Below are 22,948 nucleotides of genomic sequence, written 5' to 3'. Positions count from 1 at the left end.
GCCAAGGCGGCGGCCAACGCGCGCGTGCTGGCCGAGCTGCTGCGCGACGAGGGCGGCGGCATCGACGCCGCGCTGCGGCGCTGGGAGCAGTCGCAGCTGCCGGCCGGGCAAGGGCTGGTGCAGCGGGGTATCGAAGCGGGCAACCGCATCATGAACATACAAGCGCAGAGGAGCGATCATGTTTGAGCGTCAAGACCGCAAGCAGCAGGTGTTTCGCACGGCCCGGGCCGAATGGACGATGTTCGGCGCGCTGCTGGTGCTGACCGGCGTGATGATGGGCTACTTCGTCTGGAACGAGCGCCAGCTGCTGATCGCTTCCAACGTCGAGCGCATGCGCCTGCAGACCCTGATCATCGATGAAAACCTGACGCACCAGCTGGAAGGCGTGCGCAGCGCCCTCAACAGCGCACGGCATACGCTGGCGGCCGACAGCGCCTGCGACGACGGCTGCCGGCGCATCCTGCTGCAATCGCTGGAACGGGCCGTGCCCGGCGTGCGCGCCCTGGAAGTGGTGGACCGCGCGGGCGCGCCGGTGCTGACGACGGCGCCGCCGGCCGGCAGCTATCCGGCGCCGCCGCTCACCGCCAGCGACGCGGATACGCTGTACATGTCGCTGCCGTATGAAATCACGCCCGGCGTGTTCAATCTCAAGCTGACCATGGCGGTGCCCGGCGGCGGCGCCGTGAGCGCGGTGCTGAATCCGGCCTACCTGGACGCCGTCATGCGCTCGGCGCTGTACGCGCCCGACATGAACAGCGCCATCACCGAGAACGGCGGCCGCCGCATGCTGTACGTGCCGGCCGATCCGGTGGCGATGCGGCGCGAAGCGGCGATTGCCGACACCTTCGTGCGCCGCCACCTCGGCAGCCGCCTGGCCGAGAGCGTGCTGGCCGGCACCACCGGCGCCGGCGAGCAGCGGCTGGTGGTGCAGCGCTCGATGCGGCTGGCGGGGCTGCGGCTGGACCGCTCGCTGGTGGTCAGCCTGGGCCGCAGCCAGGCGGTCATCGACGCCGGCTGGCATCGGCTGGCGTGGACCTGCGGCCTGGCCTGGCTGCTGTTTGCCGCGACCGCCGGCGTCAGCATGGCGGTGTTGCAGCGCCGCCGCCGCGTCCACGAGGATGCGGCGCGCGCCTGGGCCGACGCGCAGAGCGCGTCCGCGCAAAAAGTCGAGGCGGCGCTGGACGGCGCCAGCCTCGGCCTGTGGGAATGGGACATGCGCGCCGACTTCCGCAGCGTGGACGTGCGCGGCGCTGAGATGCTGGGCTACACCAGCGACGACAAGGCCGCACTGAACGACTGGCGCCGGCAGATCCACCCCGAGGATTTGCCGGGGCTCGACATCGCCCTGGCGGAACACCTGGCCGGCAACAGCCAGCGCTACGATATCGAATACCGCATCCGCCACCGCGGCGGCCACTGGGTCTGGCTGCAAAGCCGCGGCACGATCGTCGAGCGGGCGGCGGATGGCGCGCCGCTGCGCATGCTGGGCACGCGCATGGACATCAGCCAGCGCAAGGAGGCGGAAGCCAGGATCACCCACCTGGCGTTCTACGACGGCCTGACCCAGCTGCCGAACCGCCGCCTGCTGATGGACCGTCTGCACCACGCCATCGCCAAGTCGGCGCGCACGGCCAACCATGGCGCGGTGCTGTTCATCGACCTCGACAACTTCAAGTCCCTGAACGACACGATGGGGCACGACATGGGCGACTACCTGCTGCAAATGGTGGCGCAACGGCTGCAGCAGGTCACGCGCTCGAGCGACACGGTGGCGCGCCTGGGCGGCGATGAATTCGTCATCCTGCTGGAAGACCTCGGCGACGACGAGGGCGCCGCCACGGCGGGCGCGGCGGCGGTGGCGTCGAAGGTGCTGGAGGCGTTGAGCAGCGCCTATGTGCTCGACGGGCACGACGTGCGCACCACGCCCAGCATCGGCGTGGTGCTGTTCGGCGCCGGCCCGCATGCGATCGGCGACCTGTTGCGCCACGCCGACATGGCCATGTACGAAGCCAAGGCCGACGGCCGCGCCACCTGGCGCTTCTTCGATCCGCGCATGCAGCAGGCGCTGGACGCGTCGGCGGCGCTGGAAGCCGATTTGCGGCTGGCCCTGATCCGCCAGCAGCTTTACCTGAGCTACCAGCCGGTGGTCGACCGCTCGGCGCGGGTCACCGGCGTGGAGGCGCTGCTGCGCTGGACCCATCCGCAGCGCGGCGAGATCGGTCCGGCCGAGTTCATTCCGCAGGCCGAGAAGTCGGAGCTGATCCTGGAGCTTGGCGAATGGGTGCTGGAGGCGGCCTGCCTGCAGTTGGTGCACTGGGCCGCCTCGGCGCCCACCGCGCACCTGACCATGGCGGTGAATGTCAGCGCGCGGCAGTTCCGCCAGCCGGGCTTCATCGACCAGGTGCTGATGGTCTTGCAGCGCACCGGCGCCGACCCGCGCCTGCTGAAGCTGGAACTGACCGAGAGCATGCTGCTCACCGACATGGACGACGTGATCGGCAAAATGGCGGCCCTGCGGGCGCACGGCGTCGGCTTCGCGCTGGACGACTTCGGCACCGGCTATTCCTCGCTGCGCTACCTGAAGCTGCTGCCGATCGACCAGCTGAAGATCGACCGCTCCTTCGTGCAGGACATGCTGCATTCGCGCCACGCCGCCAGCATCGTGCGCGCCATCGTCAACCTGGCCTACAGCCTGGACCTGGCGGTGGTGGCGGAAGGGGTGGAAACGCGGGAGCAGTGGACCGCGCTGGAGGCGATCGGCTGCACCGCCTTCCAGGGGTATCTGTTCGGCCGGCCGGCGCCGATACTGGACGCTGACAGCATGGTAGGGTACGCTTCAGTGCATGCTTAACGATCTTCCCGCACTCGACAACCGCCACGTCAGGACCAGCACCGAGGATGTGCTGGTCGACCGCGTGGTGCCCGGCGAACTGCTGGTGATCGCGTTCGGTTTCGTGGCCTGGGACAAGCGGCCGGATTTCGACTTCTACGGGCGGCTGAAAAAGCTGGAGCAGCACAGCGGGCGGCACCTCAACAAGATCCTGGTGCGCGACTCCGGCAACAGCTGGTATCACCGCAAGATCGGCGGCCTCGGCGCGCATCCCGATGAAACGGCCGAGGGCCTGCGCGCGCTGATCCGCGAGATCCGCCCCAGCCGGGTGGTCACCATCGGCCAGTCGATGGGCGCGTATGCGGCGCTGATGTACGGCATGCTGCTGGAGGTGCAGCAGGTGGTCGCCTTCGGCCCACTGTCTTTCCTCGATCCGGCGCAGGCCCTGCTGTACCACGAACGGCGCTGGCTGTCGGTGATGCGCGACCTGGCGACCAGTCCGCCGCCGTCCGGCTACGACGATCTGCAGGCGCTGGGCCGCCGCAAGGCCGGCGCGCTGCCGGACATGCACATCCTGTTCGGCACGCGGCCGGACCAGCCGGACAGCACCGAAGCCGTCAACCTCGACGCCATGCACGCCCACCGCCTGGCGGCGCTGGGCAACTGCACGCTGTACCCGTTCCCGTATTCCGGCCATCCGGTGGTGCAGCATCTGATCGACACCAGGCGCATCAACGCCTTGCTGGCGAAAATCATCGCCGGCGTCACGCTGGCCGAGGAATCGGTGGACATGACGCCCGACTGGCAGGGCTGGATCGCCGAAAACCTGCGCCTCGGCGGCGCGCCGGCGGAGCTGGTGGAGATTCTCCGGCAGCACGGCTTTTCACATGAAATCAGCGTTCGCGCTGTCACCCAGGGTGCTTTTGAACAGAACGGCGTCCCCCGTCCGTAATTGTTATATTTATATTTTGACCGACACGGGGAGATGCACATGGGCACTGAATTCAAGGTCGACACCATCGACGAGGCAAAAGTCGTCGCTTTTGCTGATGGGCAAGATTACATCCACACGCAGATCTCGCTGAGTCCGGGCGCGAGCGACTACCGCGCGGTGGCCGCGCTCGACAAGTTCCTGGTATATGGGGTGCAGTTCGACCCGATCATGCACAGCCCGATGGCGGCCGATGGCGCCAGCATTGTCTGGCACAGCCAGATCGTCAGCAGCAAGGGTAGCTGGTGGAATGTGTTTGTGGTCGAGAACAGGGCGGACGTGCTGGTGAGCGTGGTCGTCAAGATCAAGGGGATTTGAGGCGAGATCGGCGATGTCCCGAGGGGCATCGCCGACACGGCAAGGACAGTTAGATGGCGCGCATCACCGGCGTCTTGAATTCAAAACGCTTGATTTCGCCGACCATGAGCAGGTAGCACAGCACCGTCACCAGCGCATTGGCGCCGACGAACACCAGCGCGCCGGCGAACGAGCCGGTCGCTTCCAGGATGTAGCCGATGACGATCGGGGTGGTGATGCCGGCCGTGTTGCCGAAGGTGTTGAACAGCGCGCCGCTCATGCCGCCCGCTTCTTTCGGCGAGGTATCCGCCACCACCGCCCAGCCCAGCGCGCCGATGCCCTTGCCGAAGAAGGCCAGCGACATCACCATGATGACCACCCAGTCCGCCTCGACGTAGTTGCAGATGATCATGGACATCGACAGCAGCATGCCGCAGACGATCGGCGTCTTGCGCGCCACCGACAGGGTCTTGCCCGACTTGATCAGGCGATCCGAGATCACGCCGCCCAGCACGCCGCCGAGGAAACCGGCCACCGCCGGCAGCGCGGCCACGAAGCCGGCCTTCAGGATGGTCATGTGACGCTCGGTCACCAGGTACACCGGGAACCAGGTCAGGAAGAAGTAGGTCAGGGTGTTGATGCAATACTGGCCGATGTACACGCCCAGCAGCATGCGGTTGCCCAGCAGCTGCTTGATGCAGGCCCAGGTGTCGAGCTTGGTGGTGGCGGCGACCTTGTCCTTGCTTTCCAGGTCCACCAGCGCGCCGCCCGCCTCAATATAGGCGATCTCGGCGGCATTGGCTTTCGGGTGGTCTTTCGGGCCGTAGATGGTCTTGAGCCAGATGAAGGCCATGATCACGCCCAGGCCGCCCATGACGAAGAACACGCTTTCCCAGCCGAAGGTATGCACCAGCCAGCCCATGATCGGGGCGAACAGCACGGTGGCGAAATACTGCGCCGAGTTGAAGATGGCCGCCGCCGTGCCGCGCTCGGCGGTCGGGAACCAGGCCGAGGCGATGCGCGAGTTGCCCGGGAAGGACGGCGCTTCGGCCGCGCCGATCAGCAGGCGCAGGATGAACAGCGTGGTCACCGCCGCAGCGCCGGACAGGAAGCCGACCGTGCCCATCAGCATGGTGAACACCGACCACAGGAAGATGCTGAAGAAGTAAGTGATCTTGGAACCGAAACGGTCCAGCAGCCAGCCGCCCGGCAATTGCGCCAGCACGTAGGACCAGGCAAACGCGGAAAACACGAAGCCCATCTGTACAGGGGAGAGGCCCAGCAGCTTTTTGAGCTCGGGGCCGGCGATCGCGATGGTGGCGCGGTCGGCATAGTTAATCGTGGTGATGGCAAACAGGATGGCGAGGATCATCCACCGTACTCGGGTGGCTTGGGGTTGTTGCGTGGTCATGCGGTCTCCTTACTTTTGGTGCGACGATCATAGCTCAGATATCGGACATCATACAACTGCATATCTGCTCGCACCTTGCTAGTAAACGTTTAACTTGTTGATTTCTATACACACGCACCACGGCGGTGCGCGCCACGGTTGTATGATGACAAGAGAGCTGATGAATACCGTGGCATCGTTTGCACAAATCTTGTTACAAGGGTTTAGAATAACGGGCGGAAGTAACTCCAAAGCACCGATTGATTACGAGGGAATGAAAATGGCAACACAAAATTCAAAAATCATCTACACGCTGACTGACGAAGCGCCACTGCTGGCAACCTATTCCCTGCTGCCTATTATTAAGAAGTTCACTGCACCGGCGAGCATCGACGTCGTGCCGAGCGACATCTCCGTCGCGGCGCGCGTGTTGGCTGAGTTCCCTGAGTTCCTGACCGACGAGCAAAAAGTACCGAACACGCTGGCCGAACTGGGCGCACTGACCCAGAATCCGGAAGCCAATATCATCAAGCTGCCTAATATCAGCGCCTCGGTGGCCCAGCTGCAAGCGGCCATCCGCGAACTGCAAGGCAAGGGCTACAAGCTGCCGGACTATCCGGACGATCCGAAGACCGACGAAGAAAAAGCCCTGCGCACCCGCTACAGCAAGTGCACCGGTTCGGCCGTGAATCCTGTGCTGCGCGAAGGCAATTCCGATCGCCGCGCGCCAAAAGCTGTCAAGGAATACGCCCGCAAGCACCCGCACTCGATGGGCGAATGGAGCCAGGCATCGCGCACTCACGTGTCGCACATGCACAATGGCGACTTCTACCACGGTGAAAAGTCCATGACCCTGGACAAGGCCCGTGACGTCAAGATGGAGCTGATCACCAGCACCGGCAAGACCATCGTGCTGAAACCGAAGGTGTCGCTGCAGGCCGGCGAGATCATCGACAGCATGTTCATGAGCAAGAAAGCGCTGCTGGACTTCTACGAGAAAGAAATCGACGACGCCTACAAAACCGGCGTGATGTTCTCGCTGCACGTCAAGGCCACCATGATGAAGGTGTCGCACCCGATCGTGTTCGGTCACTGCGTGCGCATCTTCTACAAGGACGCGTTTGAAAAACACGCCAAGCTGTTCGACGAGCTGGGCGTGAACGTCAACAACGGCATGGCCAACCTGTACGAGAAAATCGAAAAGCTGCCGGCGTCGCAGAAGGACGAGATCCTGAAAGACCTGCACGCCTGCCTGGAACACCGTCCGAAGCTGGCCATGGTCGATTCGGCCAAGGGCATCACCAACTTCCACTCGCCGAACGACGTGATCGTCGACGCATCGATGCCGGCGATGATCCGCATCGGCGGCAAAATGTGGGGCGCCGATGGCCGCACCGCCGACGTCAAGGCCGTGATGCCGGAGTCGACCTTTGCCCGTATCTACCAGGAGATGATCAACTTCTGCAAATGGCACGGCAACTTCGACCCGACCACCATGGGCACCGTGCCGAACGTCGGCCTGATGGCGCAGCAAGCCGAAGAATACGGCTCGCACGACAAGACCTTTGAAGTCGCCGAAGGTGGCATCGCCAACATCACCGACCTGGCCACCGGCGAAGTGCTGCTGACCCAGACCGTGGAAGCCGGCGACATCTGGCGCATGTGCCAGGTCAAGGACGCACCGATCCGCGACTGGGTGAAACTGGCCGTGACCCGCGCCCGCAACTCCGGCATGCCGGCCGTGTTCTGGCTGGACCCATACCGTCCGCACGAAAACGAAGTCATCAAGAAAGTACAGGTCTACCTGAAAGAGCACGACACCAAGGGCCTGGAAATCTCGATCATGTCGCAAGTGCGCGCCATGCGTTACACCCTGGAGCGCGTGTCGCGCGGCCTGGACACCATCTCGGTGACCGGCAACATCCTGCGCGACTACCTGACCGACCTGTTCCCGATCCTGGAACTGGGCACCTCGGCCAAGATGCTGTCGATCGTTCCGCTGATGGCGGGCGGCGGCATGTACGAGACCGGCGCCGGCGGTTCGGCTCCCAAGCACGTCAAGCAGCTGGTGGAAGAAAACCACCTGCGTTGGGATTCGCTGGGCGAGTTCCTGGCGCTGGCGGTGTCGCTGGAAGAGCTGGGCATCAAGTTCGGCAACAGTAAAGCCAAGCTGCTGGCCAAGACCCTGGACGAAGCGACCGGCAAGCTGCTGGACAACAGCAAATCGCCATCGAGCCGTACCGGCGAGCTGGACAACCGTGGCAGCCACTTCTACCTGTCGCTGTACTGGGCGCAGGCGCTGGCTTCGCAGACCGAAGACGCGGAGCTGGCCGCCAAGTTCGCGCCGCTGGCTAAAACGCTGTCGGAAAACGAAACCAAGATCGTGGAAGAGCTGAACAGCGTGCAGGGCAAGGCCATGGACATCGGCGGTTACTACCAGCCGGATCCGGTCAAGACCGAAGCAGTGATGCGTCCTAGCGCGACCTTCAATGCCGCGCTGGATGCGGTATAAGGGTTAAAAGCCAGGCGGAGCCGCGTACCAGCAGTAACAGTATGCGGCACCCGCGAAACCCGCACACCGCTGCGGCCAGGGTCTGACCCCGTACGGGGTCAGACCCTTTCGTTTTGGGGTGCTTATTAAGAGAGCGGCGGCAGCATCTGCCTGGCGTAGCGCAGTCCCACCCCGTAGCCGCCGCCATTCTTCTCGATCACCGCGCGCGCCGCGTCATAGGTGTCATGACGGGTCCAGTCGCGCTGCAACTCCAGCAGCACCTGCACCCAGCTGGTCAGCTGCGCACCTTTGCCCGCCATGCGTTGCAAGGCCAGGTCATGACCCACCAGCGTCAGGCCGCCGCAGGCATCTCCCGCCACATAGCATTCATAGCCTTCCGCCAGCGCGCTGAGCACCGCGAAGCTGATGCACGCTTCCGTCAGCATGCCGGAGAAAATCAGTTTCTTGCGGCCGGTCGCTTCGATCGCCGCCTTCACCGCCGGGTCTTCCCAGGCGTTCATATTGCGCCGTTCCAGCACCGGATGGTCGGGAATCAGCGCGTGCAGGTCCGGCAGCAGCGGGCCGCTGTACACCTTGCTGGCCGAGGTGCTGACGACCATCGGCAGCGAAAACGCCAGCGCCGATTCCAGCAGCGCCACCGAATTATTCAGCAGCGTCTGGCGCTCCATCGATTGCACGGCGAATTGCAGGCCGGCCTGCTGGTCGAGCAGCACCAGGGCGGCGTTTTGGGGAGTCAGTAAATCTTGCATGATATGTTCTCGCAATGAGGGGAGGATCGCAGATTGTAGGCACGCCGCGCCCAGGCGCAATCCCTTGAACTGGCAGGCGATACCTCCCTCATTGGGGGCAGAATTGACGCCGTTCCGGCGCCGTGCGAGGATGCCGCATGAGCAGCCTGTTTGAATGCAGCGTGCTGGCGCCTTCGTGGTTCTGCGACCATCGCGACATCCTGATGTATCTGGCGCCGTCCCTGTTGCTGGCGCTGCTGATCCGCGCCTTGTCGGCGCGGCATCCCTTCTTTTTCCTGTTCACGCTGGCCGGCACCATCTGCCACGAGCTGGCGCACTTCGTCGCCGGCCTGGTGACGGGCGCGCGGCCGGCCGCCTTCACGGTGATACCGCGCCGCATCGGGCAGGGCTGGGAATTGGGATCGGTGCGTTTGACGCGGGTGCGCTGGTACAACGCGGCGCCGTCGGCGCTGGCGCCGTTCGCGGTGGTGGTGCTGCCGTTCATGGTGGCCTGGTGGCGCACCCGCAGCGGCCTGCATTTCCAGTGGCTGGACGTGGCGCTGGCGTTTGCCGTGGCGCCACAATTCCTCGCATGCTGGCCCTCGACCACGGACTGGAAAATCTCGCTGCGGTCGTGGCCTTATCTGCTGATTGCCGGACTGGCCTGGTGGGCGGTCAGTGTGCTGCGTTGAGCGGCTTGACCGGTGCTTCGACGACGACCTTGCTGCGCACCTTCTGGGCGTCTTCGATTTCCAGCGTCAGCGGCACCTTGTCGCCTTCCTTCAGCGGCTGCTTCAGGTTCAGCAGCATCAGGTGGTAGCCGCCCGGCGCCAGCTTGACCGCCTGGCCGGCCGGCAGGTCCAGCGCTTGCAGCTGGCGCATCTTCATCATGTCGTCCATCATTTTCATTTCGTGCACTTCGACCGCGCCGGCCACCGGCGAGCTGACGCCGACCAGCCTGGTGGCCTGGGTCGAGGTCAGCGTCATGAAGGCGCCGGTGGCTTTTTGCGCGGCCACGGTGGCGCGCACCCATGGTTCGCCGACGGTGACCTGGGCCAGCGCCGGCAGGGCGGCCATCAACAGCAGGGAGAGTAGTTTTTTCATTGGAAAAGTCCTTTCAGGAAGCCAGTTTCTTTCTTGGGATGCATCAGCAGGCGCAGGTCGTCGGCGCATTGCTGGGCGGTTTCGGCGTGCTTCATCGCCAGGCGGATCTTGCCGCTGGCGTCGAACACGTAGGTGAGGGCGGTGTGGTCCATGGTGTAGGAACTGCCGCTGGGCACCTTGCGGTAAAAAATCTTGAAGTCCTTGGCGGCCTTGGCGGTCTGCTCCAGGTTGCCGCGCACGGCAACAAAGGTGGGATCGAAGGCGTGCATGTACTCGGCCAGCAGCGGCGCGGTGTCGCGCTCCGGGTCGACGGTGACGAAGACGACTTGCAGCTTGTCGCCATCCGGCCCCAGCAGACGCTTGATTTCCACCGAGCGCGCCAGCGCGGTGGGGCAGACGTCCGGGCATTGGGTGAAGCCGAAGAACAGCATCACCACCTTGCCCTTGAAGTCGCGCAGCGAGGCGGGCTTGCCATCGCCATAGAACAGCTGGTAGTCCGGGCCGATGGCGCTGCCGGTGATGTCGAGGGCGGTGAAGCCGGATGCGGCGTGGGCGCTGCCGGCGGCAAGCGGCAGCAGGGCCAACGACGAAATGAATTGACGGCGTTGCATAGATAATCCTGTAGAGCGGATGTTGCGGGGCACGGCGCGCCGGGCAGGGCGCGGCGGTGCGGCGGACGGGATCAGGCTGCGGCAGGCGGGCCGCGCGGTTGCGCGTCGGACCAGATGAGGTGTTGCGGCGCTGCGGCGGCGCGCAGCGCGGGATAGGCGTCGTGGCCTTCCAGCACGGCCAGCAGGCCGGCTTCAGCGGGCGGCGGCGCAGCGCCGGTGGCGTGCACGGCGCACAGCATGCAGTGCTTGACGCCGTGCGCGGGCAGGCCGGCTGGCGCGCGCTTGCCGGCAGTCGCGTTGGGCGTGGCGCTGCAGATCTCCAGGGCCAGCGGAGTGGCCGACAGCGCGCTCATCGCATGGCTGATCGCCGGCGCGCACAGGTTCAGCAGGATCGCCAGGGAGACGATCAGGCTGGTCAAACGCCGCTGCTGGAAAAGAATACGCATCCGGCAATTATAAAAGAAAAAAGCCGCCGCTGTTTTCAAGGGGCGGCGGGGCGGCCTGTGACCTGGTGTGCGCGGCACCCGCGCAACCCGCACAGCGCCGCGGCCGGGGTCTGACCCCGCATGGGGTCAGACCCCTTGGTTCGGGGTTATTGTGCCAGCTTGAAGATTTTGACCACGTCTTCCAGCTCATGTGCCTGGTCCTGCAGCGCTTGCGCGGCGGCGGCCGCTTCCTCCACCAGCGCGGCGTTCTGCTGCGTCACCTGGTCCATCTGGGTGACCGCTTCGTGCACCTGGCTGATGCCGGCGCGCTGCTCTTCGCTGGCGTGGCTGATCTCGGCCATGATGTCGGTCACGCGGCGCACGCTGTCGACCACTTCCTTCATGGTGGCGCCGGCCTGTTCCACCTGTTTGCTGCCGGTCTCCACCTTGGTGACGGAGTCGTCGATCAGCACCTTGATTTCCTTGGCGGCGGTGGCCGAGCGTTGCGCCAGGTTGCGCACCTCCGACGCCACGACCGCGAAGCCGCGGCCCTGTTCGCCGGCGCGCGCCGCTTCCACCGCGGCGTTCAGCGCCAGGATATTGGTCTGGAAGGCGATGCCGTCGATCACCGAAATGATGTCGACAATCTTGCGCGACGAATCATTGATCGACCCCATGGTTGCCACCACCTGCGCCACCACCTCGCCACCCTTGGCGGCCACGCCCGAGGCGGCCAGCGCCATCTGGTTGGCTTGCGAGGCGTTCTCGGCGTTCTGCGTGACGGCGCTGCTCAGTTCTTCCATCGAGGCCGCGGTTTCTTCCAGGCTGGAGGCCTGTTCCTCGGTGCGCTGCGACAGGTCCAGGTTGCCGTGCGCGATCTCGCTCGACGCGGTGGTGATCTGCTCGGCGCCGCGACGCACCTGGCCAACCACGCCGGACAGGCTGTGGCTGATATTGTTCAGCGAGCGCAGCACCAGGCCGATCTCGTCCTTGTTGTCGATCGCCAGATGCACGTCCAGGTCGCCTTCGGCGATACGCTCGGCCGCTTCCTCGGCGCGCGCCAGCGGACGCGACACCACCGAGCGCACCAGCAGGAACAGCAGCACGGCAAACAGCACCAGCGCGATCAGGCCCAGCACGGCGTAGCGGTTGCGCAGCTGCGCCGCTTCGCGCGTGATTTCCTCGGTATAGGTGCCGCCGACGATCAGCCAGTTCCATGGCTTGAAGGTGTGGAACTCGACCATTTTCTCGCGCGGCGGGGCGCCGTCTTTTTCCACCCAATCATAGGTCATGCTGCCTTCCTTGGCGTCCAGCATGTCCTTCACGAAGGAGCGGCCGTCGCTGCTCTTGATGTCCAGCAGGTTCTCGCCTTCCTTGCTTGGGTGTACCAGTGCGGCGCCCTGGGTCTTGCCGGGGGCGGCGTTGATCACGTAGATGTAGCCGGTTTCACCGATCGTGATGGCCTTGATTTTCTCCTTCAGCATCGCCATGTTTTTGGAGATGTCGAGACCGATGAACAGCACGCCGATGACCTTGCCGCTGGCGTCCTTGACCGGATCGTACTGGGTGATGAACTGCTTGCCGAACAGCGTGGCCAGGCCGATGTAGCTGTTACCGGCGCGCAGCAGCGGATAGCTCGGGTGGGCGTGGTCGAGCTGGGTGCCGACCGCGCGTTCGCCGTTTTCCTTCTTCAGCGAGGTGGTCACGCGCACGAATTCCTCGCCATTGGCGGCAAAGATGGTGGCGATGACGCCGGTGTCGCTGGTGAATTTGTCCGGCACGCTGAAGTCGAGGTTGAGCGCCTTGCCGCCGTGCTTGAGCGTGGGCGTCGGCTTGCCGGCGATCTCGATCGTGTTGCCGGTGTCGAGCGAGAAGCCGCCGTCGCCGAACTCGGATGCAAACAGCCGCGCGAAACTGGACGCCTCATTCATCATGGCGGTGTTGAATACCTCGACGGTGTTGCTGATGCCGCTGAGGTTGTATGCGACGTTGGCCTTGGCGCGCTCTTTCAGCATGGCGGAGGTGCTCATGTTGATCAGGGTGAGCAGAATCGCCAGGATCACACTGATCAGGCCGAACGTAAAAACGGTAATCTTTGTACCGACACCCCAGTCGCGGGGATTCATTATTGTTTTCATTGATCTCTTTAGAGAAAAAGGTCTTGCGGTTCGAGGTGGCTCGGAATCGAGCATGCTCCGGGGGTGCGGGAGCGTTTGCGTGCGGCAAACAAACAGGCGTGGCCGTCTAAGATGAAACCAGGATTACAATGATAGCAGATTTTTGCTATAAAGCAATGAAACCGAAGAGAGTCTCGAAAGATTTCTATTTATAAAACAATGACTTGTGTAATAACTTGTCTAAAAGTAAGTGAATCTACTTAGTAAAAACAGGTGAAGCCTGTTTCATTTCAGCTACCCTTAAGCTTAACCAGAGAAACTCTGAAATACCAGCCCCGTGTGGGTTCCGCTATCCTGTAGAATGGGGGCGCGCAGCGCCTATCAAAATTGATTAATACGTTCCGGAGTAAGCCGATGAAGAAGCAAATGCTGTTGGTGGCCGTGATTGCGGCCCTGTCAGTGCAGGCCGGCGCCGCCGTGCCAGAGAAAACGGCGGATACCCCTCTCAAACCGCAGCCTGGCCAGACCCAGGCAGCCCTGTGGGCTTCGCGGGTCCTCACCAAACTGCATTACAAGCCGGCGCCGCTGGATGACGCCATGTCGGAGAAGATCTTCGACCGTTATTTCAAGTCGCTGGACGCGGAAAAAATGTTCTTCACCCAGGCCGACATCGACCAGTACGCCATCGTGCGCACCCGTCTGGATGACGCCATCACCGGCGAGAACCTCAGCGTCCCGTTCGGCATCTTCAACCAGTACCAGCAGCGCTTCAACGAACGCATCGCCTATGCGCGCGAGCTGCTCAAGGGTAAATTCGAATTCACCTCCGACGAAACCTACCAGTACGACCGCGAGAAGGCGGACTGGGCCAAGAGCGACGCCGAGATCAAGGACCTGTGGCGCAAGCGCGTCAAGAACGAATGGCTGCGCCTGAAGCTGGCCGGCAAGGACGACAAGTCGATCCGCGAAACGCTGGACAAGCGCTATGAAGGCTACCTGGCGCCGTCGCGCAAGCTGACCAATGAAGACGTGTTCCAGATCTTCATGAACGCCTACGCCATGTCGATCGAGCCGCACACCAACTACCTGGGCCCGCGCGCGGCCGAGTCGTTCGACATCGCCATGCGCCTGTCGCTGGAAGGCATCGGCTGCGTGCTGCAAAGCCGCGACGACTACACCGTGGTGCGCGAAGTGGTGACCGGCAGCCCGGCCGGCCTGTCCGGCAAGATCAAGGTCGGCGACAAGATCGTCGGCGTCGCCAAGGACGAAAAAACGCCGATCACCGAAGTGATGGGCATGCGCCTGGACGACGTGGTGGCGCTGATCCGCGGTCCGAAGGATTCGACCGTCAAGCTGGAAATCATTCCCGCCGACGCCGGCCCGGACGCCAAGCACACCTTCGTCACGCTGGTGCGCCAGAAGATCAGCATGGAAGAGCAGTCGGCCAAGAAGGCCGTGTATGAAGTCAAGGACGGCAACACCAAGCGCCGCGTCGGCGTGATCTCGCTGCCGACCTTCTACATGGACTTCGAGGCGCGCCGCAAGGGCGACAAGGACTTCAAGAGCGCCACCCGCGACGTCAAGCGCCTGCTGGGCGAGCTGAAGAAGGACAAGGTCGACAACGTGCTGATCGACCTGCGCAACAACGGCGGCGGCTCGCTGACCGAGGCGGTGGAACTGACCGGCCTGTTCATCGACAAGGGCCCGGTGGTCATGCAGCGCAACAGCGACAACAAGGTCGAGGTCGAAAGCGACACCGATCCGGGCATGGCCTGGGATGGTCCGCTGGGCGTGCTGATCAACCGTGGCTCGGCCTCGGCGTCGGAAATTTTCGCGGCGGCGATCCAGGACTACGGTCGTGGCGTCATCATCGGCGAGCCGAGCTTCGGCAAAGGCACGGTGCAGACCCTGTTCGGCCTGGACCGCTTTGCGCAGAACGACAAGGTGCATTATGGCGAACTGAAGTTCACCATCGCCCAGTTCTTCCGCATCAACGGCGGCACCACCCAGCTGCGCGGCGTGACGCCGGACATCAAGCTGCCGACCATGGGCGACTCCGACACCTTCGGCGAGTCGAGCTACGACAACGCCTTGCCGTGGACCCAGATCAAGCCGGCCATCTATATTCCGGCCGGCGACATCAAGGAAATCGTGCCGCTGCTGGATAAAAAACACGTGGCGCGGGTGGACAAGGACAAGGACTTCCAGTACCTGGCCGAAGACATCGCCCTGGTGAAAAAACAGCGCAAGGAAAACTCGATCTCGCTGAACGAAGTGGTGCGCCGCAAGGAGCGCGACCAGCAGGAAGCGCGCTCCAAGCTGCGCGAGGCACGCCTGCTGTCGCCGACGCCGGGTGCCGATGATCCGATCCTGGTGCCGGACCCGAAAGACGCGCTGAACAAGGCGATTTCGGCCAAGCCGGCCAGCGGCAAGGCCGCGCCGACGCCGAAAGTGGCGGGCGTGAAAGGCGCGCTGCGCAGCGACGACGGCCTGCAAGGTTCCGAGCGTTCGCTGGCGGCTGAGCTGGAAGCGGAGAAACAGGCCAAGGCGGCCAAGGACGTGCTGCTGAACGAAGCGGTCCACATCCTGGCCGACGAAGTGGGCCTGCTGAAGACCGACACCCGCATGGCGTCGCGCGTGCTGCCTTACGCTGCGGCCGACAGCAAGTAATCCCGCTCGCCCGGACCAGAGCCGAGTCCTGCATCGCGCAGGCCTCGGCTTTTTTTATGCCGCCGCCGCCACCATGTCGCGCAGCCAGTCGGCAAACACGCGCACGCGCTGCGGGATGTTGCGCCGGTGCGGAAACAGCAGCCGCACCGTCATCGGCGCGGCCAGGTGCTGCGGCAGCACTTCCACCAGCTTGCCGGCGGCGATCTCGGCCAGCGCCCGGGAACGGGGGATCTGCGCGATGCCAAGGCCGGCGCAGCAGGCGCCAGTGTAGGCCATGCTGTTGTTGACGGTGACCCTGTAGGGCATCGGCAGCTGCACCGTGGCGCCGGCTTCCCGGTACTCGAACACGGCCGGCTGGCTGGCCGGATTCGGCTGGTAGTTGACCAGCCAGTGCCGCGACAGCTCGTCCAGCGTCGGCATGCCGTGCGCCGCGACGTAGGCCGGGCTGGCGACGTTGAGCAGGTGCAGCTCGAACAGCGTGCGCGACACCAGCGATTCATCCACCACCGGGCCGGCGCGCACCACCACGTCGAAGCCTTCGCCCAGCAGGTCGACGCGGCGGTCGGTGCTGAAGATGTCGACTTGCAGCGCCGGGTGCGCCTGCAGGAATTCCGGCAGGCGCGGCAGCACCACGTCGGCCATCCCGAGCGGCATGTCGGCGCGGATGCGGCCGCTCAACCGGCTGCCTTGCTGGAACAGGGCGCCGATTTCGTCGAGGTCGTCCAGCAGGCGTTCGCAGCGCTCCAGCAATTCCTCGCCCTCGCGCGTGACCTGCACGCGGCGCGTGGTGCGCTGGAGCAGGCGGGCACCGAGGCGTTCCTCCAGCCGCTGGATGGCGTTCGAGATCGAGGTGCGCGGCAGCTGCAACTGGTCGGCGGCGCGGGTAAAGCTGGACAGCCGCGCCACCCACAGAAAGATGCGCATGTCTTCGGTTGAGAGGATTGTCTTCATTTTTGGATTAGTGATGTCGCGTTCAGGCAGTTTATCCGATGATTATCCGAGTCTACACTCTATTCATCGCGGTCCAAGGGTGACCGCATTCATAGAGGAAACCAATCATGAGTAACCGTATCGCATTGATTACCGGCGGCAGCCGGGGCCTGGGCAAAGCCGCCGCCGTGCATCTGGCGCGCGCCGGCTGGGACGTGGTGATCACTTATCAGGCCCGTGCCGACGCCGCCGAAGCCACCGTGGCGCAGGTGCGGGCGCTGGGCCGCAAGGCCACGGCGTTGCAGCTGGACGCCGGCGCCGTCGCCGGTTTCGCCGATTTCAAAGCCGCTTTTGCGGCGCTGCTGGAGCGCGATTTTGGCCGCCAGACTTTCGATGCGCTGGTCAACAACGCCGGCAACAGCGCCGACGTGCCGTTCGCCGACACCACCGAGCAGCAGTTTGACGCGCTGATGAATGTGCACCTGAAGGGCGTGTTTTTCCTGACCCAGTCGCTGCTGCCGCTGCTGGCCGATGGCGGACGCATCCTGAACGTCTCCAGCGGCCTGGCGCGCTTCTCGCTGCCCGGCAAGTCGGCGTATGCGGTGATGAAGGGCGGCGTCGAGGTGCTGACGCGCTACCTGGCCAAGGAGCTGGGCGGGCGCGGCATCCGCGTCAACACGCTGGCGCCGGGCGCGATCGCCACCGACTTCAGCGGCGGCGTGGTGCGCGACAATCCGCAGGTCAATGCCATGGTGGCGGCCAACACGGCACTGGGCCGCGTCGGCGAGGCGGACGACATCGGCGGCGCGGTGGCGATGCTGTTGTCCGAGGAGAGCGGCTGGGTCAACGGCCAACGGATCGAGGCGTCGGGCGGCATGATGTTGTAATGATATGCGATTGGTGAATCTCTGCTATTGCAAAGATAAATTGGATCTATATGCGGCAATGCAGCATCATTCACCTGTCTCCTCTATTCTCCTCCAAGGAAATAGACTTCAGCCCGCTCCCTGAGCGGGCTTTTTTTTTGGAAAAAGATTAAGATAAAGGCCACTCAAGGAAAAGGTCGACCGCATGAGCCAAACGCAGGGCGCTGTGAAGACGCCGCCGGACCCGGCGCTGGAGCAGGCGTTTGCCTGGTGCTTGGTGCTGACGGCCCTGGTGGCCGGCTATTTCACCTTCGCGCGCGCCTGGGACAAGCTGGCGTCGCCGCACTGGCCGGAGGCGCAGGCCGAGGTGTTGCGCAGTTCCATGTACCAGCGCACCGGCCGGGCGCGCGACTGGTGTCTGAAATTGTCCTACCAGTACCAGGTTGGCGGCCAAGTCTACCAAAGCAGCGCCATGGGCGTCTCCCGCATCGGCGACGCCGGTTGTCACCGCGAACAGGCGGTCACCGAGCGCCGCCTGCAACGTCTGCGGCCCGGTGCGCTGATGACGATCAGCTACAAGCCGCGGGCGCCCGAAACCGCCGCCGCCTTCATCATCGGCCTCGATCCGCTGGACTATGGGATGAGCGCGATTGTGCTCATCGTATTCGGCGGTGGCGTGCGCGCATTGCGACGGCTGCGCAAGTTATCTACATTGTGAATGCTCGCTATTGCCAAGATAAATTGGATTTATATGTCGCGAAGCAGCATCATTGCACCTGTCTCCTCTATCTCCTCCAAGGAAATAGACTTCAGCCCGCTCCTTGAGCGGGCTTTTTTTTTGCCGCAGCGCGCCAGATCGGTTAAGCTTTCTCCAAGTCAACGTTTAGGTTCGGGCAAGTGTCTCCAACTCAATTCAAACTCTTTCTGGCGGGACTGACGCTGCTGGGCGCGGCGGTGGGCGGCGGTGTCGCCTATGTGGTGGTGAAGCCGGCACGGCACGCCGACAGCGCCGCCGCGCCGGGCGCCGCCGCACAAGGCACGCCGGCCGGCTGGCATGCGCGCGTCACCACCATGGCCGGCGACGGCTTGCCGGGCGGCGCCAACGGCAGCGCCAAACGCACGCGCTTTGCCGATCCGTTCGGCGTGGTGCTGGACCAGCAGGGCAATCTGTACGTGGCCGACGGCGGCGACAACAACAGCATCCGCAAGATCGACCTGAACGGCGTCAGCACCACCCTTGCCGGCGGCACCGAGGGGTATGCGGAAGGCGCGGGCGGCGTGGCCGCCTTCAATACGCCATCGGGCCTGGCGATCGACGCCGCCGGCAACCTGTACGTGGCCGACACCGGCAACAACGCGATCCGCAAGGTCAGGCCGGACGGCACGGTCTCGACGCTGGCCGGCGACGGCCTGGCGGGCGACCGCGACGGCAAGGGCGCGGGCGCCCAGTTCAACGGCCCGGTCGGCGTGGCGGTGGACGCCGCCGGCGTGGTCTATGTGGCCGACACCTATAACGACCGCATCCGCCGTATCGCGCCGGACGGCACCGTCACCACGATTGCCGGCGGCAAGCGGGCAGGGCTGGCCGATGGCGCCGCCGCGCAGGCGCTGTTCGATACGCCGGCCGGCATCGCGGTCAACGCCGCCGGCGAGCTGTTCATCGCCGACACCGGCAACCACGCGGTGCGCAAGCTGGGCAGGGACGGCGCCGTCAGCACCATCGCCGCCGCCAAGGACGACGACCGCGACTCGCTGCTGCGTTCGCCGGTGGGCATCGCGCTGACCAGGGATGGTTTCCTGTACATCGCCAGCAGCGCCCACGGCCGCCTGGCGCAGATCAGCCCGCAGGGTGCGGTGGCGGCCTTGCAGGACGTCGATCATCCGGCCCAGCCGGGCTACGGCGCGGACGGCGGCGTGCGCCTGTATTCGCCGCGCGGCATCGCCGTTTACAAGGACGGCGCGCTGTTCGTCACCGACGGCGCCACCTTCCGCCTGCACCACATCGCCATGGTGGCAGCCGACACCGAAGCGGTGGCCGACGAGCCGCAGCCGGGCGCGCCGTCGCACAGCGCCACCATGCTGTGGCCGGTGGCGCCGCAGAACAAGGCGCACGAGGTGGTGGGACTGATGGGCGAGGTGCGCGGCGACTTCAACGGCGAGCAGCGCGACCACTTCCATTCCGGCCTGGACGTGCAGGCGGCGATCGGCACGCCGGTGCTGACCATCACGCCGGGCAAGATCAGCGATCCGCGCGCCAGCTGGGGCTATGGCGAGCTGTCGGAAGGGCTGGCGTTGGGCGGCCTGCAATACATCCACCTGCGCGTGGGACGCGACGCCAAAGACAAGCTGTTCAGCGATCCGCGCTTCCTGCTGTCGAGGAACGAGAAGGGCGTGGCGGCGCAGGTGCGGGTCAAGCGCGGCACGCGCTTCGTGGCCGGTGAAACGCTGGGCACGGTCAACCGCATGGCCCATGTCCACCTCGATTACAAGCCCAACGGCGGCGCGCTGAATCCGCTGCAACTGCCGTTCATCGACCTGGAGGACAGCATGGCGCCGCAGATCCACAGCATCAGCGTGGTGGACGCCAGCGGCAAGACGCTGACCGAGAAGCGCGACGGCCGGCTGCTGATCCCGCGCAGCCTGGGCCAGGTGCAGATCGTGGTCGAGGCCAGCGACCAGATCAACGGCAACCAGGGGCGGCGCCGTCTCGGCTTGTACAAGCTGGGCTATCAGTTGCTGAACCAGGACGGCGAGCTGATTCCGGGCATGACCGAGCCGGTCATCACGCAGCAGTACGACCGTCTGCCGCGCAACCGCGACGCGGTCAAGCTGGCTTACGCCGCCAACAGCGGCATCACCGTGCATGGCGCCAGCGAAACGCGCTTTGCCTACGCCATCAACAACAGGCTGATCAATGGCAAGCTGACGCCGGGCGGCTGGAAGGTGGGGGAACTGGGGCCCGGCAATTATCTGCTGCGCATCAGCGCCGAAGACTATGCCGGGAACGCCGCCAACCGCAACCGCGAACTGGCGGTCACGGTCGACTAGCGCATTACACTGCTCAGGCGGCGACGGCGGTGCCCGACAGCAGGAACGGGAACATGATGCCGGTGGTTTCCAGCTCACGTTGCAACTCGTGGCGTTCTTCCGTCAGCTCTTCCTTGGAAGGCAGGCTGATTTGGTCGGGCACCTGGTCGGCGCTCAGCGTGATGCCGAAGCGGGCCAGGGTGGCCACCGGATTGGCTTGCAGTTGCGCGCGGAACTTGTCATCGCTGGCCAGTTTGTCGAGGATGGAGCTGAGTTCGTTCGAAGTATGCATGATGAGCCCTTATGTAAAAGGATTGGGAGAAGCCACGAACGTGACTTCCAGTTCATGCTACGACAAACCGCCGTGCTTGCCAAGACTTTAATTGCCAGAAGGATAACCGTGCGCTAGACTGATAGTATCGTTGCCTGGGAGACTATCAATCATGAAGATACGCCGCTGCGCCGTGTTGTACCTCGAATCCCGCGAAGAACTTTCCATCGATTGGCGCACCGTGCTGTCCGGCGGCGGTGCGCTGGCCGGCAGCAGTCATTGGGTTGCTCTGGCGCCACACCTGGATCAGGAACTGCCGATCGACGCCGCCGAACTGGCCGCGCTCGGCGCTATCAGCCACACGGTGTGGCGCGAGCGCAGCAGCGCCGAACAGGCGTTTGGCGAAGTCTGCGTCGCCCGCTTGCTGGAGCGCGGCCTGCTGATCGGCGACACGCCGCAGTACGCCGCCCAGCGCGCGCGCGACGACACCCTGCGCGACACCTACTGGCGGCCGTTGTCGGCGCTGGCGCACACCTTCGGCCGCTGGCGCGGCGTCACCGAGGAAACCGGCATGGAGGCGCCCAGCTTCGCATCCCTGCTGGAGCGCTTCGGCGAACCGCCGCCGCCGACGCTCGACATCAATCCGGACCAGGCGGTAAAACTGCCGGGCGTGGCCGCCGGCCGCATGGACGAGCAGCTGCTGCAGCGCTATACCGGCCGCAACTACGATACCGAAGCCAGCGTGCCGCTGGCGGTGGCGGCGCGGCTGCTGCAGCGCACCTTCGGCGCCCAGGAAGTACGCCAGATCGGCCCGCATGCCGACGTGCTGAAGAAGACCAGCCCGTCCGGCGGCGCCCTGCATCCGGTGGAAGCCTTCGTGCTGGCGCAGCGCGTCGACGGCGTGGCGCCGGGGCTGTACCACTACCATCCGATCCGGCACGAACTGCGGCCGCTGCAAACCATGGAGCGCGAGGCGGTCGCCAAGCTGTCGCGCTACATGCTGGCGGACCAGCACTGGCTGTCGGAAGCGCCGTTGCAGGTGGTGCTGGTGGCGCGGTTGGAGCGCATCTTCTGGAAATACCGCAACCACCAGAAAGCCTTCCGCGCCGTGGCGCTGGACGCCGGCCACCTGTCGCAGACGTTTTACCTGCTGGCGACGGAAGCGGGCTTGCCGGCCTTTATCACCGCCGCCATCAACGACGCCGACATCGAGCAGACGCTGGGCCTCGATCATTTGCGCCACGCGGTGGTGGCGATGTGCGGCTGCGGCCCGGCCGCCGGCGGCGCGCCGGTCACGCTGGAACTGCGCTACGGCGAGACCGGCGCCGCCTGACCGCCGGCGGCGTGCTGCGCCTGCACGCCGTCCAGCACGCGCTCCAGGGCGGCGCCGAAGGCCGCCAGCGCCTCCTCCATCTGGCGCCGCTGCGGCGTGCGCAGCAACTGTTCCAGTTCCCCCGCCGCGCGGTGCAGTTCCGGCATCGACAGATTGCCGGCCGCGCCGCGCACCTTGTGCACCAGCAGCGCCGCCTGGTCGAGGTCGCCTTGATCCATGGCCGCCAGCAACTGCGCCGGCGTGGCCGCGAAGTCGCTGACGAAGCGCTCCAGCAGTATGCGCAGCAGCTTGGTGTTGCCGCCCAGGCGGGCCAGCGCCGCCGCCATGTCGATGCCGGGCAGGGCGGGGATGGCGTCGGCCGCCACCGCTTCCGCCGCCGGCGCGGCCGCGCGGTCGGGCGCGTGCCGCATCTGGCCGGCCAGCACCGTGAACAGCCGCTCGGGATCGATCGGCTTGGTGACGTAATCGTTCATGCCCATGCCCAGGCTGCTTTCGCGGAAGCCGGCCACGGCGTGCGCCGTCATGGCGATCAGCGGCAGCTGGGCGTGCTGCGGCCGGGCGCGGATGCGGGCGGTGGCTTCGTAGCCGTCCATGCCCGGCATCTGGATATCCATCAGCACCGCGTCGTACTGCGATAGCTCGACCATCTGCAAGGCTTCGGCGCCGCTGCCGGCCAGGTCGACGTGGACGCCGGCGCGCAGCAGCACCTCGCGCGCCACCTGCTGGTTGATGACGTTGTCGTCGACCACCAGCACGCGCGCGCCGGCGATGCGCTGCGCCACTTCCGACAGGGCCGACGTCGCCGGCGCCGGCGGCCTTGCCGGGGCCGCCAGCCCGAGGCCCACC

At 65.1% G+C, this 22,948-nt stretch carries 19 protein-coding genes and 1 pseudogene; 11 read left to right on the top strand and 9 right to left on the bottom strand.

The window, feature by feature from the left end:
- The 4 genes and pseudogenes from GJ695_RS29735 to GJ695_RS27905 form a co-directional block, all read left to right on the top strand.
- Positions 1 to 186: pseudogene (locus GJ695_RS29735) on the top strand (hypothetical protein); the annotation flags it as partial.
- Positions 179 to 2,851, top strand: a complete 2,673-nt coding sequence (locus tag GJ695_RS27915) for a putative bifunctional diguanylate cyclase/phosphodiesterase (RefSeq protein ID WP_154370368.1) — start codon at positions 179 to 181, stop codon at positions 2,849 to 2,851. The pseudogene GJ695_RS29735 and the gene GJ695_RS27915, both read left to right, overlap by 8 nt.
- A complete protein-coding gene (locus tag GJ695_RS27910) occupies positions 2,844 to 3,782 on the top strand; it encodes a hypothetical protein (protein ID WP_154370367.1) in 939 nt (312 codons plus the stop codon). The genes GJ695_RS27915 and GJ695_RS27910 overlap by 8 nt, the downstream gene beginning before the upstream one ends.
- A 39-nt stretch (positions 3,783 to 3,821) precedes the next feature.
- Positions 3,822 to 4,139: a hypothetical protein gene (locus GJ695_RS27905; RefSeq protein WP_154370366.1), complete on the top strand. Its 318-nt coding sequence runs from the start codon at positions 3,822 to 3,824 to the stop codon at positions 4,137 to 4,139.
- A 49-nt stretch (positions 4,140 to 4,188) separates the two neighbouring features.
- On the opposite strand, the gene GJ695_RS27900 is transcribed toward GJ695_RS27905, so the two are convergent.
- Positions 4,189 to 5,529 carry an MFS transporter gene (locus tag GJ695_RS27900; protein WP_154370365.1) on the bottom strand — a complete coding sequence of 447 codons (1,341 nt, stop codon included), beginning with the start codon at positions 5,527 to 5,529 and terminating at the stop codon, positions 4,189 to 4,191.
- Positions 5,530 to 5,788: 259 nt separating this feature from the next.
- Between GJ695_RS27900 and GJ695_RS27895 the strand changes: the two genes are divergently transcribed.
- Complete coding sequence (locus tag GJ695_RS27895) at positions 5,789 to 8,020, top strand: NADP-dependent isocitrate dehydrogenase (RefSeq protein WP_154370364.1); 2,232 nt, start codon at positions 5,789 to 5,791, stop codon at positions 8,018 to 8,020.
- A 125-nt stretch (positions 8,021 to 8,145) separates the two neighbouring features.
- Here GJ695_RS27895 and GJ695_RS27890 read toward each other — a convergent pair whose 3' ends face one another.
- Positions 8,146 to 8,769 (bottom strand): hydrolase, encoded by a 624-nt coding sequence (locus GJ695_RS27890; protein ID WP_154370363.1) that lies wholly within the window; start codon positions 8,767 to 8,769, stop codon positions 8,146 to 8,148.
- Positions 8,770 to 8,906: 137 nt separating this feature from the next.
- On the opposite strand from GJ695_RS27890, the gene GJ695_RS27885 reads away from it, so the two are divergent.
- Positions 8,907 to 9,440, top strand: coding sequence for a hypothetical protein (locus tag GJ695_RS27885; RefSeq protein WP_154370362.1), 534 nt, complete (start codon positions 8,907 to 8,909; stop codon positions 9,438 to 9,440).
- Here the strand turns inward: GJ695_RS27885 and GJ695_RS27880 are convergent.
- The 4 genes from GJ695_RS27880 to GJ695_RS27865 all read right to left on the bottom strand — a co-directional run bounded on the left by GJ695_RS27880 (position 9,424) and on the right by GJ695_RS27865 (position 13,014).
- Entirely contained in the window at positions 9,424 to 9,852 is a 429-nt protein-coding gene (locus GJ695_RS27880) for a copper chaperone PCu(A)C (protein ID WP_154370361.1), read from the bottom strand. The two genes, GJ695_RS27885 and GJ695_RS27880, sit on opposite strands and share 17 nt — an antisense overlap.
- Positions 9,849 to 10,463, bottom strand: coding sequence for an SCO family protein (locus GJ695_RS27875; RefSeq protein WP_154370360.1), 615 nt, complete (start codon positions 10,461 to 10,463; stop codon positions 9,849 to 9,851). The genes GJ695_RS27880 and GJ695_RS27875 overlap by 4 nt, the downstream gene beginning before the upstream one ends.
- Positions 10,464 to 10,534: 71 nt before the next feature.
- Positions 10,535 to 10,909, bottom strand: coding sequence for a DUF2946 family protein (locus GJ695_RS27870; protein ID WP_154370359.1), 375 nt, complete (start codon positions 10,907 to 10,909; stop codon positions 10,535 to 10,537).
- A 146-nt stretch (positions 10,910 to 11,055) separates the two neighbouring features.
- Positions 11,056 to 13,014, bottom strand: coding sequence for a methyl-accepting chemotaxis protein (locus tag GJ695_RS27865; protein ID WP_154370358.1), 1,959 nt, complete (start codon positions 13,012 to 13,014; stop codon positions 11,056 to 11,058).
- Between the two features lie 405 nt (positions 13,015 to 13,419).
- On the opposite strand from GJ695_RS27865, the gene GJ695_RS27860 reads away from it, so the two are divergent.
- Positions 13,420 to 15,675, top strand: coding sequence for a carboxy terminal-processing peptidase (locus GJ695_RS27860; protein ID WP_154370357.1), 2,256 nt, complete (start codon positions 13,420 to 13,422; stop codon positions 15,673 to 15,675).
- A 54-nt stretch (positions 15,676 to 15,729) separates the two neighbouring features.
- Here the strand turns inward: GJ695_RS27860 and GJ695_RS27855 are convergent, their stop codons facing one another.
- A complete protein-coding gene (locus GJ695_RS27855) occupies positions 15,730 to 16,626 on the bottom strand; it encodes a LysR family transcriptional regulator (protein WP_154370356.1) in 897 nt (298 codons plus the stop codon).
- A 107-nt stretch (positions 16,627 to 16,733) separates the two neighbouring features.
- On the opposite strand from GJ695_RS27855, the gene GJ695_RS27850 reads away from it, so the two are divergent.
- The 3 genes from GJ695_RS27850 to GJ695_RS27840 all read left to right on the top strand — a co-directional run bounded on the left by GJ695_RS27850 (position 16,734) and on the right by GJ695_RS27840 (position 20,519).
- Positions 16,734 to 17,492: an SDR family NAD(P)-dependent oxidoreductase gene (locus GJ695_RS27850; protein ID WP_154370355.1), complete on the top strand. Its 759-nt coding sequence runs from the start codon at positions 16,734 to 16,736 to the stop codon at positions 17,490 to 17,492.
- 184 nt (positions 17,493 to 17,676) lie between these two features.
- On the top strand, positions 17,677 to 18,189 hold the full coding sequence (locus GJ695_RS27845; RefSeq protein WP_154370354.1) for a DUF3592 domain-containing protein: 513 nt from the start codon (positions 17,677 to 17,679) through the stop codon (positions 18,187 to 18,189).
- A gap of 179 nt (positions 18,190 to 18,368) precedes the next feature.
- Positions 18,369 to 20,519, top strand: a complete 2,151-nt coding sequence (locus GJ695_RS27840) for a gluconolaconase (protein ID WP_166455262.1) — start codon at positions 18,369 to 18,371, stop codon at positions 20,517 to 20,519.
- A 13-nt stretch (positions 20,520 to 20,532) separates the two neighbouring features.
- Here the strand turns inward: GJ695_RS27840 and GJ695_RS27835 are convergent, their stop codons facing one another.
- Entirely contained in the window at positions 20,533 to 20,790 is a 258-nt protein-coding gene (locus GJ695_RS27835) for an NHLP-related RiPP peptide (RefSeq protein WP_154370353.1), read from the bottom strand.
- A gap of 151 nt (positions 20,791 to 20,941) precedes the next feature.
- On the opposite strand from GJ695_RS27835, the gene GJ695_RS27830 reads away from it, so the two are divergent.
- Complete coding sequence (locus GJ695_RS27830) at positions 20,942 to 22,102, top strand: putative peptide maturation dehydrogenase (protein ID WP_154370352.1); 1,161 nt, start codon at positions 20,942 to 20,944, stop codon at positions 22,100 to 22,102.
- On the opposite strand, the gene GJ695_RS27825 is transcribed toward GJ695_RS27830, so the two are convergent.
- Positions 22,078 to 22,948: response regulator (locus tag GJ695_RS27825; RefSeq protein ID WP_154370351.1), on the bottom strand; the 871-nt coding region annotated here is incomplete at its 5' end. The genes GJ695_RS27830 and GJ695_RS27825 overlap by 25 nt on opposite strands.

It is taken from the genome of Duganella alba, from assembly GCF_009674495.1.
GTDB lineage: Bacteria > Pseudomonadota > Gammaproteobacteria > Burkholderiales > Burkholderiaceae_D > Rugamonas > Rugamonas alba.
The sequence above is the reverse complement of the archived record's forward strand: the minus strand, read 5'-3'. Positions and strand labels throughout refer to the sequence as shown.